Below are 12,376 nucleotides of genomic sequence, written 5' to 3'. Positions count from 1 at the left end.
CACCCCCTTCTATTTTGGAGCAATTCATTATGAAAATTACAACAACATCGGCGGAACTAATCGCTAACTCATTGATGAAGAACGCCGATTTCCTAATTAAACAAGGCGTTAAAAACGATGAGCACTTTTCTATTCTTTCCGCATCCCTTGATAGAGGCACACACATTGTTATCGAAATCGATGGACAAAAAGCGGCATGGCTGCAAGTAGTTCCCGAGTCTATGACTTATGCCATTTTACATGGTTATGTTTGGCCTGAATTCAGAGACAAATCAAAAGACCTTTATTCAACTGCACTTGCTTACGTGAAGAAAACAAGTATTGAAAAGGTAGGCATCTATTGCAATTCAAATGTTAGAAACTTTCTACTTAAACGATTGAATTTCAAAGATAAAAAATCAGGTGAAGGTTTCTTCATCGTAGAAAAATTTCTATAAAAAGGATTACAATAATGGAATCACAAACCTTTGAGGATGCTGTTAAGTATCACGTTGAAAACACACCACAAGATTACACCTTTAACAAAAACGGCGTGAATTATGTGGATTTTAAAGAAGCTGTATATATGAAGCTTCGCGGGGCTGGATGGTTTTTTGATAGAGACCGCTCTAAGTACCTAAGTGGGGTTGTCCATGACCACACAATGGAAAAATGGAAAGAGTGGAAGGAGACAGAATGATTAGGTATCAAACTTTTGAACAAGCCGTTGATTATCACCTCCGCCATTGCCCCCAACGATTTCACTTTTACCCTGACCATTTTGTTTATAAAGACTTTCGAGAGTTGGTTTTTGAAAGACTGAAAAAAGGCGGTTGGCCTTTTGACGCTGAAAGGTCAGAGTTTTTACATGACGCTGTAATTGATTACTTAGAGCCAATGCACGAGGAATGGAAAGAGACGGGCGAGATTTACCAATACGCCTAACTTTCTAATTTTTAAATTTTCGTTATGGGGTGATGACCGTAGGTAAATGAATTGTAAAAGGTTTACGCTACGGTATAGCGCTGATAAATCGCTAACCCCTTGATTACCAAAGCTTTATGTTCTTTTAGTTGACAACCTATCTACTCCCATTAAGTGGGTGCAATCGTGCATTCACTGCCTACTAATCAACCACATCACCCCCAATCACCCCGCGTCATTCCCTCTGTTGCACACCTGTTGCAACTGTTAATCCCTTGTAATTCCCCATTTTGTTCATGTTCGTTATAGCCAATTATCCGTTTTGAGTGTCGCCATAATAACGCCCAATAATTATGGGTAAATGCACCGATAACCATAAGTTATTGATTTCTAACGAAACACGTTTCGTATATTAGCAAATGCGCATTTAACATATTGTAGTTAATGCGCACTGGGTTAAATAACGAGCAACGTACATTTAAATCTTGATACCAATCCCCCGCATCACTTCTCAGATTTCACAAGGAATCACGTATACCTGACTAACTTAGTAGGAGATAACCCCTTTGTTAATCAGGGGTATACGGTTTTACATAACTACATACAAACCATTTGCCACACATTATGTAGTTGTGGCAAGTAGACACCTTGCCTATAATCAGCGCCCTTACTTATCTATGGTCGCCAAACTATGAAACTAATCACTATCTCTAACGAATTAGAACAAGCCACGTTTAAAGGTGTATCTATCATTGCCCCTGTAGGGCTTGCAATACGTGCTCTATGGTCTGCTATGGGCTTGCCGCTATGATTGGCGGTGCATGGTTAGCTATGATTCTTGGTGCTGTCCTGCTTATTGTGTGGGGCTGTAAACGTGAGAGTTAGAAAAGGAACGCCTATCTATGTAATTGAATGCGCTGAAACTACGCTTCATAGTCACTTGAATGGCATCATTAGAGCCAGATTAACCAAGCAACATAAGCATAAGTGCTTGAATGTTGGAAGGAATTACAGGTTATTGAATAAGCGTGGCAAGTGGTATCTACTACCACACGAAATTTATAACAACGAAATCAAGAAAAGATAAAACCTAAAAGCCCAGAAAGTGAATGTTAATCAATTGTTTAGCGTTTTTTCTGGGTATTGGTCGGCGGGGTGTCGGCCATCACTTTATGATGATTATTGCTAATTCAGGCTAAACCAATGAAAACTAAACTAATTGCTTCACTTATCCTTGCTTCACTTTCTTTCAGTGCAAATGCTGATGATTGGTCTGATGGTTCGATTCGTTACAACGTGGGTGATACATCGGTGTTTTCATCTATCAATGCGTTGAACGAATACCCAAGAATTGACTTTATGTTTCACCAACCTGAAAAATGCACAAGAGAGAACACGCTCAAAGAGCAGGTTTGGCGGTTCAATGGTCAAAACGTGAGAATGTCTGTTCTTTGCATTAGCTACGATAAGCACAATTACACCTACGCAAGTGCAGAAAGCAAACGAGGTTCAGATTTCATTGCGGATTCATTCAAGAAAAGTAGCTATGTTTCTATTTCAACAGCCTTTTATGGTGAGCATAAACAAACTGCTAAAGGCTTCACAGTTGCTTGGAGCACGTTAGGTAGTGAGGCTTTGTAGTTTGAGCAATTGAGGGCTGAAAGCCCTGTTCGGGGGCTGATTAGCCCCTTTTTTGTGCCTTTCTGAAACGGCGTTTTTACCGTTTGAGAATGCAAATTTGCATTGTCAAAAACCTAATTGGGACTTTCAAACACCTAATTGGGTGTTTCAGCCGGATTATTGCGGTTTGAGGTCACGGGCACTATGCGGATTTGCAGAGCACTACGTCATTTTTACGTGCTGGACTTTCGGTCATTAATGACCAATTGAGAAACCAACTTTGGATTGTGAGGAAAGCGCCCGACGAATTCACCGACCGACTAGAATTAGCACTGTTGGTACGCTGGAGAAGTGATACTGTCACAAATTGTTGTTGAGGAATTATCTGATAGCGCATTTCACATAAAAGAAACCCCCTTTCGGGGGCATCATTGGCGCTATCGCCTTGTTTTCCTGATGTTTATCTAAATAAATGTCAGTTTCCAGACAGGGAGGTCAATAGATGGACGACGATAAACAGATGGGCGGGAATGGAAAACAAACGTCTTATCCCCCGCGACAACCTCAAAGCACACAACTAAATCAGCGTTGACTATTACACGGAATGAATCGAAGCCAGTTAGAAGGCGTCGAAGTTCCATTCTTGCCGCTAATTGTTCTGGTTCATTGCCAGATTTAAAAGCCTTATTAACCAGCTTATTAGTGTTGCGTAATGACAAATGAATTGAGCCGTTCTCCGCGTCCTTCTCCTTCAATTCTTCAATCTCAGTTTCTAGCGATGCAATCTGTTCTGTTCGTTGGGCTATTTTGTCCACGATAAGGGGGCTAGAAAGCGCTCCAAAGGCTTCAAGCATTCTTTCTAGGTCAGCGACCATTGAAGACTGACGACCTTCCAGCGTGGCTATTTGCTTGCTGTTGTCTCTTGTCTTCTTCACTTGTTTAGACCAAACAGAATGGAACATTGGGCTAACGAATTGTTCCTTTAACCAATCACGAAGATAAAACAGATTAAACTTGCCTTGCTTGCACGTGCCATTGGTTGAAGCGGTGCATTTCAGATAGTTCAGGCCATCGTGTGAAACAAGGGTTAGATGTGAGCCACACTCTAAACAAGTGCCAATCTTTCGAAGTACGTTCAAGTGCGTTCTTGTTGTGCCGTGTTGTTGTGAGCGGTGGCGACCCTTTCGGCGTGATTGGGACAAATAGAACGTGTCTTCACTTATGGCAGCGGGAAAGTAGTTAGGGACAGGTTCACCAACAGGCGTTGATTTGCGCCCTTCTCGGGTGTGGTGCTGATACTCTCCAATCACTGCGCGACTTGATAGAACTTTGGAGATAGTGGAACAACTCCAATCACTACCTTTCGGGCTTTTGATACCTTCACCATTCAAGATTTTAGCAATGCGAAGTGAGCCGAAACCGTCAACTGAATAGTCAAACATACGGGCGACTATTTCTGCGCTGTCATTGAGCACGTAGCTTTGTTTATCTTCTGATGGTTCAAGCCAGAATGGGCAGTTCTTTGATTTCTTGTGTTCTTCTGGATTAACGCGACGGGCTAACCATTTTGATTTAAGTCGCTTTGATTTGGTGTCGCTTTCTTCGTAGGCACGTTGCATTGCAACGATTGCTGTAATGTATTCAGTTACGCCCATGCCTTTCTGATAGGTGCGACCATCAAACAGCGTGACTATCTTCACCTGATGATTTGTCAGGTTAATCAATTGAGATAGGGCTGTGTCTACATCGGCACGACTCATGCGGTCGAAGTCTTCAACCAACAGTGTGCAAGGTGTGGCGATTTCCCCGCATTCAACAGCAGCGATAAAGCGACCTAAACCCGCGTCAGAATTGAGGTTATGCTTATGGTATGCAGATACCCCCAAATCAGCAAAGCGAGTGTCTGAAATCGTTATTCCATTGGCCTTTTCGTATGCTTCTGCAAGCTCGGTTTGACGCTTGAAAGAATCACCTTTTGATTGCTTGCCAGATGAAAAGCGGAGGTATGAATAATAGGTGTTCATTGTTGTTTCTTCTTCTTCTTAATTTCGGCGGTGCTAATAACGTAATTGGTCAGGAAAGACAGTTTATCTTTGGTAATGTCGCCATTTTCGAAGCGTTCCAATTTACGATAAGCCGTTGAATCAATGTGTTTTGTGTTCATCTTCATACAAAACGAAGGGTTAACACAGTAGAAGTTGCGGCGACCATCACGAACAACCTTGATTAGCCCTTTATCACGCAAGCGGTTAATGCTTGCCTGAATGGTTGGAGCGGAATAGTTAAGTGATTGCGCCATTGAGCGCACTGTTTCGGAGTGCGAACCATCACGGGCTGAATGTTCAGCGAGATAGAAGAAAGTTTTCAGGGCTGCATTCTGGTTTGAGTCTAGCAGTTCATGTATAGCAGGCATTACAGCAAGTTGAATCATCATAAATTTCGTTCTGTTTTTGTCTTCTGATTGGCTTTCAACGGTTTTAAGTGTCTGTTTCAGTTGCCTAATTTCAGCGGTTGCTTTCGCAAGTTCCCTTGCTTGTTCATTGTATGCAGATTGAAGAATTGTTAGCTGTAGTTTATAATCGACCACTTGTTTTTCCATTGTTCGGATTAGCAAATTAAACCCCTTGTTGAATAAGTTTGGCGACCGACTTCAACAGGGGGTTTTCTCGTTTCAGGGCGTGATTATGCAAACAAACAATTGTTAAAGCTACACTTTATCATTGTATAAGTGTGAGTTTAACAATTTAAACTATACATTCCTCTCTAAAATCAATCACTTATCGCCATTTATGGCGAAAACTCCCTTTATTTAGTTCTAACAATACCCCTTCAAGCACTCTTTCAACAGGGGTGTGTTCTTGCCACAATAGGATGCAAGCCACCGGCATGGTCAATGACCACATGACATCGTGCTTTCGCTATGGCGTGGATGTGGGCGAGTAATCTCCGGATTTCTCGCGACCAACGCAAAAAATAGCGGGCCTTCAGCCCGCTGTTTAGTTCTAAGCACCTTTATACGTTAGTTTTTCTTGCTCATCCTCACCACCGCATACACCACCAAACACATGCCAATACCGTGCAAAATAGTAAAGGTCTCATCCAGTAAGGTGATAGCAAATAACGCTGTGATCGCGGGGCCAATATTACTGGTTAAACTAAGCACCGAGGGTGTTAGTTTCGCCATTGCTGCTGCGACAAAGTAAGAGGGCAAAACAGTACAGAAAATACCGATAGCAATGCCCATCAGAACCAGTTCATTCGGCATGGCCGAGAAATCCGTTCCATTTAGTTGATGCTGCATCATGATGACTACACCCGCGCTACCCATCCCCACACTGGTAAAAAGCTTTGGCCCAATCTGTCCAATGACTTTTTTACTGAGTATCAAATAGATAGCGAATACCAACGCTGAACCAACAGCCATTAGGCTACCTGTCCAAACCTGAGGGCCGAATGATTGCAAGTCATGGGCGACGATCAAGGCCACGCCGATGTAACCCAGAACAATAGACAGCAAGGTGCCTTTAATGGGCGTCTCTTTGAGAAAAATCCAACTGATAGCGACAACAAATGAAGGAAACAAAAAGATCAGTAAACGTTCGAGCTGAGCCGAAATAAATTCCAGCGCCAAAATGTCGAGTAACGAAGCAAAGTAATAGCCGAGTACGCCAACCAGCGCAGCTTGCCAGCCAAATTGGCGCAACTTACTTCGTTCATCAGGGAGTCGGCAAAGCCAGAGGAGAATGGCAATGTAGAGAGGAAGTGACGAGACAGCACGCAGACTCATGATTGCAGTAGCATCGCCGCCAGCAGCGTACGCGAGTTTAACGAGCACAGGCTTGATGGAAAATAGCACCGTGCCGATCAACGCATAGACAATGCCTTGACGATAATCTGAAGAGGAATGTGTACTGACTGACGCATCGTTCATTGAAACTTCCTTGATGTTGTGTTGATTAATCAAGGCTGTGAGAACGAGTTCCGGCTGCGTTGCTCACAGCCGGGAACGAATCACTCTACCGACTGAAGGGCATAAGAAGCAGGAGCCAGAGTGATTGCGTAAAAGTGAACATGAGTAATAGCGTTCCTATTGGATGAACAAACAAACTAACGCAGATACTCTTGATATGCAACGGCTGATATGCAACGGTTGATATGCAACGGTTAATAGGTTGGTTTTGTCGTCGGCTTGGCCGCTGTGTTGTTCCAATCATGATGTTTCAGCACGGTAAGTTTCAGTGTATCGAAAATGTGGTTTTTCGCTGCTTGACGTCCCATGTGGTAGCCCTCATCTAATTTCGCTTTCTTCATGGTAAATCGACCAACAGGAAAGCTTTCAGGTGGTGCGATAACGCGTACTTTGCAATCGACAGGTGGTTGGCGAATAAATGCCAGAGAAGCATTGTATCGTTCCGCTCTCAGGCGCATGGCATCTGCAATGCTAGGGTGCTTTTTCAGAATATGATCCATCAAGCTAGGAATGCGCATTGGCGTCATTTCATAAGATTCAGGCTGCGACAGGATAACGGTAATATCGCGCGCGCCTCGACGATAGGCTTCGACAACAGGAATTGAATCCGCCACGCCGCCGTCTGTGTAGCAACCGCCTGAGAAACACGGAGTTTGGCGATAAGCAATGGGCAGAGCTGAGGTCGCTTCGATGACATTCGATAAGTTGCTTTCGTTCACCCAATAGTAATCTGCAGCCGCGGTTTCAACGTTTGTTACCGCTGCGAGGAGTGGAATGCTGTCAAATAGCGCGTCTGTGTTTAACGGGTAGCGCAGCAGCGCTTCTTTCCACAACCAATCGACATCAATTAAGTTACCGCCTTTGACGAAACGAGCGGGATTAAAGAAACGCGAGTTTGTTGCTAACTCAGTCACCACGTGATAACTACGCTGAGGCTGTTTGGCGAGATAGTTTACAAGGTTCGATGCCCCGGCAGACACGCCGATGGCGAAATCAAACGGACGGAAGTCTACATCAAGGAATTCATCCAATACGCCACTGGCAAAAATGCCTCGCATTGCACCACCTTCTACGACTATTGCTCGTTTGTTTGTCATCGTTAAATTCCGACTCGATTTCATTGAGTGTTGAGCGGTCACGATAGTGAAGAAGGGGAGTCAGTGATAGCCGTTATTGACTATCACTGTGATAGGAAGAAGCTTTGATGGCTGAAGCTATTGAAGCTATTGAAGCTATTGAAGCTATTGAAGCTATTGAAGCTATTGAAGCTATTGAAGCTATTGAAGCTATTGAAGCGATAAACGATAAGGGTGTGACAGTTTCCGCGAATAGAAACTACTGGTAGCGAGCTGCCGTAATGAACTCTCCAAAGGATTCACACCAAACAATCACAGTGTTGTATTTCGTCGGGTCAATGTGAGCCGGAACCCTTACGAGAAAATTATCGAAGGTTTTAACATCGCCCGCTTGGGCCATTTTGGGTTTGAGCCTTTCGAAATCTGCCTCAGTTTCAACGAACTCTGGCGAGAAATAGAGCTTGTAGTCTGGCCCAGGTGCCAATTCGCCTTCAAATGAAACAGTCGTAGGCCCAATAGCCACTGTGCCTTCCCCCCAGTGAAAGGTGTCGCTAGAGATGAGATCTTTGCGAAATTCACCGTAAAAACTCGCACTCTCGGCGGAAGCGGAGACATCTTCAGTGCTTGGCCCTTCTGGGGCAATTAAAATGGGGAGAGCGTAAATTCCCGCCGCAAAACCCACGACAATGGCCATACCATGTGAAAAAAGTAGCAAGAGAATGTGATGAGGTTTCATTGTGATGGCTCCTGTTTGTGCATCCATACTAAACAGACTGTTTTAATAACCATAACACGCTGATTTGTTAACGGTGAAAAGAAAAGCCTGCCAGTGAAATCACCGACAGGCTTTTTTAGCGCGTTCTTAAAAGTTAGAACGAGACAGGGTCGGCAACTTTAATCACCAACTTGCCGAAGTTTTTGCCTTCAAGCAAACCCATGAAGGCTTCAGGCGCTTTGTCTAGTCCGTCAATAACTTGCTCTTTGTATCGCATTTTTCCTTCAGTTAGCCACTTGGTCATGTCCGCGGCAAACTCGTTATAACGGTGTCCGTAATCATCAAAGATGATGAAACCTTGCATCTTGATGCGCTTGATTAGCAGCGTCGCCATTAGCATTCCCATGCGGTCTGGGCCTTCTGGTAGCGCGGTCGCGTTGTATTGGGAAATCATGCCACACACAGGAATACGAGCTCCGGTGTTCAGCAATGGCATAACGGCGTCAAACACTTTGCCGCCGACGTTTTCATAATAAACGTCGATGCCGTTGTCGCACGCCGCTGCGAGTTGCTGGGCGAAGTCATCGGCTTTGTGGTCGATACACACATCAAATCCTAGAGTGTCTACGGCATAGCGACATTTCTCTTCGCCGCCCGCAATGCCGACAACGCGACAGCCTTTTAGCTTGCCAATTTGGCCTACCGTTGCGCCAACAGGGCCAGTCGCCGCAGCAACCACTATGGTGTCGCCTTCTTTAGGTTGGCCAATGTCTAGCAGGCCCATGTAGGCGGTAAAGCCCGGCATGCCCATGATGCCTAATGCAAACGATGGGTGTGAAGGGTTCTTACCCAGCTTAAGTAGACCTTCACCGTCAGACACGGCGTAGCCTTGCCAACCTGTGTATGCCAATACCCATTCACCTTTCTCAAAGTCTGCATGCTGAGAGTCTTCAACCTGACAAACGGTTGCTCCCACCATGACATCGTTAAGCTCAACAGGATCGGCGTATGACTTAGCGTCGCTCATGCGGCCACGCATATAGGGATCAAGCGACAAATAGATGGTACGAAGCAGCACTTCACCTGCATTGATGGCAGGAACGTCTGATGTTTCTAAACGGAAGTTATCGGTAACAGGTGCGCCAACAGGGCGAGAGGCTAGGACGATTTTCGTATTTTCCATGGCTGCAGACATTGTCGTTTCCTTTAAAATTAGACCAGTCGTCTAGTGATTGGGCAAAAAAATCCGCCAACAAATTATGGCGGTATTTCCAATCACAGTTAGGTTTATTTCCGAGTTAATCGGTAATGCATTGTCACGTGACAGATTAAAAAGCAACGTCGCCTTTCAGCATACGCGCAGTGGTATCAAATGCTTGCGATAAGCATTCAGTGTTTTGATTCAGTTTGCTCATTAGTCCAGCGCCAATCCACAAGTGATAGAGCTGCTCTGCGGCATTTTGGCTGTTAGACACACCAATAGAGCCATCGTCGATACCTTGTTGAATGCAGTTGGCGAGCATTGCAATAACGGTATTGGCACCATTAAGCAGTGATACGCGCATGGCATCAGAAAGATCAGAGACTTCCGCGCTAAGCTTGATCACTAAGCAACGTTGATTAGAGCAGCCGTGTTGAGAGCACTGCTGGCTAGCGCCTTGGCTATTGCTGGCTTCAATCCACTTTCCCCAATAGGTCATCATTTTATCGAATCCATTTTGGGATTGATCGCTGAATAAAACATCAAGGCGAGAACGATAACTGGCGAAATAGTCTTCGATCAGTGCTTCACCAAATTTCTCTTTGGATTTGAAGTAGTGATAGAAGGAGCCTTTTGGTACGCCTGCTTCAGCGAGCAGTTGCGATAGGCCAACATTCGAGAAGCCTCGCTCTGCAATTAACTGATAGCCCACATCAAGGATGTGTTGGCGAGTTGAGTGTGATTCTGTATTCATGTCGCTACCCTACAAGAAATTAGACCAGTCGTCTAGAGGAGAGTGAAAGGAAAATGTTAAAGAGAGTAATGAAATGTTTGTTTCATGGGTTGCGCTTTTTTCGTTTCGCAATTACCATAAAATGAAATGAACATTTCATTTTGTGTTTTCGGAGAGAAAACTCACCGTCAGATAGGAGCCAGACATGACAACGCAGGAAAGGACATTGGATGTTATTTGCCTAGGGCGGGTAGCCGTCGATCTTTATGGCGAACAAGTGGGTGCAAGGCTGGAAGACATGCGCACATTTGCGAAATATCTGGGCGGTTCATCAGGTAACGTTGCACACGGAACTGCACGGCAGGGGCTGAAATCTGGCATGTTGGCGCGCGTGGGTGATGAGCACATGGGGCGTTTTGTGTGTGAAGAACTTGAGCGAGTGGGCGTCGATACCAGTCATATTATTACGGATAAAGAACGACTTACTGCGTTGGTGTTGCTCGGCATCAAAGATGAAGACACCTTTCCTCTGATTTTCTATCGTGACAACTGTGCAGACAAAGCCATCACGCCCGATGACATTAGCGAAGAATACATTGCCTCTGCGAAGTGTCTGGCGATCACGGGAACGCACTTGTCCAACCCAAGTTCAAGAGAAGCCGTAATCACAGCGCTTAACTACGCGCGAAAGCATGGCGTACGCACGGCACTAGATGTGGATTTCCGCCCTGTGCTTTGGGGACTGACATCCTTGGGTGACGGTGAAACACGATTCATTGCGTCTGAAGAAGTTACCAATCAGCTTCAAGAAGTGCTTGGTTTGTTCGACCTGATTGTTGGCACAGAAGAAGAGTTCCACATTGCTGGCGGCTCAGAAGATTCAATCGAAGCATTGAAAGTCGTGCGCGGGTTTACCGATGCAACCTTAGTGTGCAAACGCGGCCCGCTGGGATGCAGCGTATTTACTGATGAGATCGGTAACCATCTTGATGATGGGATAACGGTCAAAGGCGTGCGCGTGGAGGTACTGAATGTCCTCGGTGCGGGTGACGCATTTATGTCGGGCTTGTTGCGTGGTTATCTAAACGATGAACCATGGGAACAGAGCTGCCGTTATGCGAATGCCTGCGGTGCATTGGTGGTGTCTCGCCATGGTTGTTCACCGGCGATGCCAACCAAAGAAGAACTCGACTATTACCTGCTTCATGAGCATGAAATCCCGCGCCCAGATAGAGACAACAATCTCAATCACTTGCATCGCGTAACAACCCGTGAAAAAGAGTGGCCCGAATTATGTGTTCTCGCGTTTGATCACCGTTCTCAGTTCGTTGAAATGGCGCAGCAAGCCGGTGCTGATATTGACCACATTCCTTATTTGAAAAAATTGATTTGGCGTGCCGCACAAGAAGTGGCGGAAAGTGCGGGTCTTCAAGGTAAGGCCGGTATTTTGTGTGACTCTACCTTTGGGACAGATGTTCTTAACGCAGTTACTGGCTTTGGAAACTCAGTGGAAGAGCGTTACTGGATAGGCCGACCGATTGAGCTGCCAAGCTCTCGTCCTCTTCGCTTAGAGCACGGAAATATTGGGACACAACTTGCGAACTGGCCAAGAGAGCAAGTGGTGAAATGTTTGATGTTCTATCACCCAGACGACCAGCTTGAAATGCAACAGGAACAAGAACAAACCTTGTTAGAGGTATATCAAGCATGCTGTGCCACGGGCAATGAATTGTTAGTGGAAGTCATTTTACCTCGTGACGGCGAGGCCGTGTCGCCCGACGTTGCCGATGATCTTTACCTGCGTGTGATGACAAAGCTTTATAACGTGGGCATTAAGCCTGATTGGTGGAAACTACCTCCGCTCACCGCAAATGGCTGGCAGGGTGTGGACACCTTGATCTTTGAACGAGATACCCACTGTAGAGGCGTTGTGTTACTCGGGCTTGATGCACCTGCTGATGAGTTAAAAGCAGGGTTTTCGGCATCAGCGAATGCAAAGACGGTAAAAGGGTTTGCGGTAGGAAGAACAATATTCGGAGAGCCAAGCCGACAGTGGCTGCGTGGTGAGTTGGATAACGAGCGCTTTGTTGACGCTGTAAAGGCCAACTACCTTGCGCTTATCGAGACGTGGCGTCAGCGCTAGAAGGCAAGGCAAGGC

General features: G+C 45.4%; 15 protein-coding genes. 8 read left to right on the top strand and 7 right to left on the bottom strand.

Translation table 11 applies throughout. From position 1 onward, the window contains the following. Window positions 1–29 precede the first annotated feature (29 nt). The 5 genes from Q365_RS0115510 to Q365_RS0115495 all read left to right on the top strand — a co-directional run bounded on the left by Q365_RS0115510 (window position 30) and on the right by Q365_RS0115495 (window position 2,544). Window positions 30–437, top strand: a complete 408-nt coding sequence (locus Q365_RS0115510; protein WP_028024209.1) for a hypothetical protein — start codon at window positions 30–32, stop codon at window positions 435–437. Between the two features lie 14 nt (window positions 438–451). Continuing rightward, window positions 452–679 carry a hypothetical protein gene (locus Q365_RS0115505; RefSeq protein ID WP_028024208.1) on the top strand — a complete coding sequence of 76 codons (228 nt, stop codon included), beginning with the start codon at window positions 452–454 and terminating at the stop codon, window positions 677–679. After that, complete coding sequence (locus Q365_RS0115500) at window positions 676–924, top strand: hypothetical protein (RefSeq protein WP_028024207.1); 249 nt, start codon at window positions 676–678, stop codon at window positions 922–924. The genes Q365_RS0115505 and Q365_RS0115500 overlap by 4 nt, the downstream gene beginning before the upstream one ends. Window positions 925–1,744: 820 nt before the next feature. Continuing rightward, entirely contained in the window at window positions 1,745–1,990 is a 246-nt protein-coding gene (locus tag Q365_RS27515; RefSeq protein WP_456072984.1) for a ParE family toxin-like protein, read from the top strand. A gap of 116 nt (window positions 1,991–2,106) precedes the next feature. Further along, the gene (locus Q365_RS0115495) at window positions 2,107–2,544 is read left to right on the top strand and encodes a hypothetical protein (protein ID WP_028024206.1); all 438 of its coding nucleotides are present in this window, start codon (window positions 2,107–2,109) and stop codon (window positions 2,542–2,544) included. A 443-nt stretch (window positions 2,545–2,987) separates the two neighbouring features. On the opposite strand, the gene Q365_RS0115490 is transcribed toward Q365_RS0115495, so the two are convergent. Continuing rightward, the gene (locus Q365_RS0115490) at window positions 2,988–4,547 is read right to left on the bottom strand and encodes a recombinase family protein (protein WP_028024205.1); all 1,560 of its coding nucleotides are present in this window, start codon (window positions 4,545–4,547) and stop codon (window positions 2,988–2,990) included. Then, window positions 4,544–5,110 carry a replication/maintenance protein RepL gene (locus Q365_RS0115485; RefSeq protein WP_162176376.1) on the bottom strand — a complete coding sequence of 189 codons (567 nt, stop codon included), beginning with the start codon at window positions 5,108–5,110 and terminating at the stop codon, window positions 4,544–4,546. Before Q365_RS0115485 ends, Q365_RS0115490 begins: the two co-directional genes overlap by 4 nt. 263 nt (window positions 5,111–5,373) lie before the next feature. Here Q365_RS0115485 and Q365_RS27460 point away from each other — a divergent pair, with 263 nt between their 5' ends. Next, window positions 5,374–5,466, top strand: a complete 93-nt coding sequence (locus Q365_RS27460) for a DNA-3-methyladenine glycosylase I (RefSeq protein ID WP_407637591.1) — start codon at window positions 5,374–5,376, stop codon at window positions 5,464–5,466. Between the two features lie 76 nt (window positions 5,467–5,542). Here the strand turns inward: Q365_RS27460 and Q365_RS0115480 are convergent, their stop codons facing one another. Together Q365_RS0115480 and Q365_RS25795 are read right to left on the bottom strand one after the other, a co-directional pair. Then, window positions 5,543–6,454 (bottom strand): DMT family transporter, encoded by a 912-nt coding sequence (locus Q365_RS0115480; protein ID WP_028024203.1) that lies wholly within the window; start codon window positions 6,452–6,454, stop codon window positions 5,543–5,545. Between the two features lie 233 nt (window positions 6,455–6,687). Then, window positions 6,688–7,590 (bottom strand): patatin-like phospholipase family protein, encoded by a 903-nt coding sequence (locus tag Q365_RS25795; protein ID WP_051563811.1) that lies wholly within the window; start codon window positions 7,588–7,590, stop codon window positions 6,688–6,690. A 107-nt stretch (window positions 7,591–7,697) separates the two neighbouring features. Here Q365_RS25795 and Q365_RS27010 point away from each other — a divergent pair, with 107 nt between their 5' ends. Next, window positions 7,698–7,838, top strand: coding sequence for a hypothetical protein (locus tag Q365_RS27010; protein WP_169737856.1), 141 nt, complete (start codon window positions 7,698–7,700; stop codon window positions 7,836–7,838). Here the strand turns inward: Q365_RS27010 and Q365_RS0115465 are convergent. The 3 genes from Q365_RS0115465 to Q365_RS0115455 all read right to left on the bottom strand — a co-directional run bounded on the left by Q365_RS0115465 (window position 7,829) and on the right by Q365_RS0115455 (window position 10,239). Further along, window positions 7,829–8,305 carry a DM13 domain-containing protein gene (locus Q365_RS0115465; RefSeq protein WP_028024202.1) on the bottom strand — a complete coding sequence of 159 codons (477 nt, stop codon included), beginning with the start codon at window positions 8,303–8,305 and terminating at the stop codon, window positions 7,829–7,831. The genes Q365_RS27010 and Q365_RS0115465 overlap by 10 nt on opposite strands. 133 nt (window positions 8,306–8,438) lie before the next feature. Beyond that, window positions 8,439–9,479: an NADP-dependent oxidoreductase gene (locus Q365_RS0115460; RefSeq protein WP_028024201.1), complete on the bottom strand. Its 1,041-nt coding sequence runs from the start codon at window positions 9,477–9,479 to the stop codon at window positions 8,439–8,441. Window positions 9,480–9,612: 133 nt separating this feature from the next. Next, window positions 9,613–10,239, bottom strand: a complete 627-nt coding sequence (locus Q365_RS0115455; RefSeq protein ID WP_028024200.1) for a TetR/AcrR family transcriptional regulator — start codon at window positions 10,237–10,239, stop codon at window positions 9,613–9,615. 184 nt (window positions 10,240–10,423) lie between these two features. Here Q365_RS0115455 and Q365_RS0115450 point away from each other — a divergent pair, with 184 nt between their 5' ends. After that, complete coding sequence (locus Q365_RS0115450; RefSeq protein WP_028024199.1) at window positions 10,424–12,361, top strand: bifunctional 5-dehydro-2-deoxygluconokinase/5-dehydro-2-deoxyphosphogluconate aldolase; 1,938 nt, start codon at window positions 10,424–10,426, stop codon at window positions 12,359–12,361. Window positions 12,362–12,376: the final 15 nt, after the last annotated feature.

Origin of the sequence: Enterovibrio calviensis DSM 14347, from assembly GCF_000621165.1 — a bacterium.
Lineage (GTDB): Bacteria > Pseudomonadota > Gammaproteobacteria > Enterobacterales > Vibrionaceae > Enterovibrio > Enterovibrio calviensis.
Note: the sequence above shows the minus strand (reverse complement) of the source record. Positions and strands in the feature narration are given on the sequence as shown.

Bases quoted from the DNA above. Each gene is read 5' to 3' on its own strand.
- Q365_RS0115450 (WP_028024199.1), top strand. From the start codon at position 10,424: ATGACAACGCAGGAAAGGACATTGGATGTTATTTGCCTAGGGCGGGTA.
- Q365_RS27010 (WP_169737856.1), top strand. From the start codon at position 7,698: ATGGCTGAAGCTATTGAAGCTATTGAAGCTATTGAAGCTATTGAAGCT.
- Q365_RS0115465 (WP_028024202.1), bottom strand. From the start codon at position 8,305: ATGAAACCTCATCACATTCTCTTGCTACTTTTTTCACATGGTATGGCC.
- Q365_RS0115495 (WP_028024206.1), top strand. From the start codon at position 2,107: ATGAAAACTAAACTAATTGCTTCACTTATCCTTGCTTCACTTTCTTTC.
- Q365_RS25795 (WP_051563811.1), bottom strand. From the start codon at position 7,590: ATGACAAACAAACGAGCAATAGTCGTAGAAGGTGGTGCAATGCGAGGC.
- Q365_RS0115455 (WP_028024200.1), bottom strand. From the start codon at position 10,239: ATGAATACAGAATCACACTCAACTCGCCAACACATCCTTGATGTGGGC.
- Q365_RS0115490 (WP_028024205.1), bottom strand. From the start codon at position 4,547: ATGAACACCTATTATTCATACCTCCGCTTTTCATCTGGCAAGCAATCA.
- Q365_RS0115510 (WP_028024209.1), top strand. From the start codon at position 30: ATGAAAATTACAACAACATCGGCGGAACTAATCGCTAACTCATTGATG.
- Q365_RS0115460 (WP_028024201.1), bottom strand. From the start codon at position 9,479: ATGTCTGCAGCCATGGAAAATACGAAAATCGTCCTAGCCTCTCGCCCT.
- Q365_RS0115500 (WP_028024207.1), top strand. From the start codon at position 676: ATGATTAGGTATCAAACTTTTGAACAAGCCGTTGATTATCACCTCCGC.
- Q365_RS0115480 (WP_028024203.1), bottom strand. From the start codon at position 6,454: ATGAACGATGCGTCAGTCAGTACACATTCCTCTTCAGATTATCGTCAA.
- Q365_RS0115505 (WP_028024208.1), top strand. From the start codon at position 452: ATGGAATCACAAACCTTTGAGGATGCTGTTAAGTATCACGTTGAAAAC.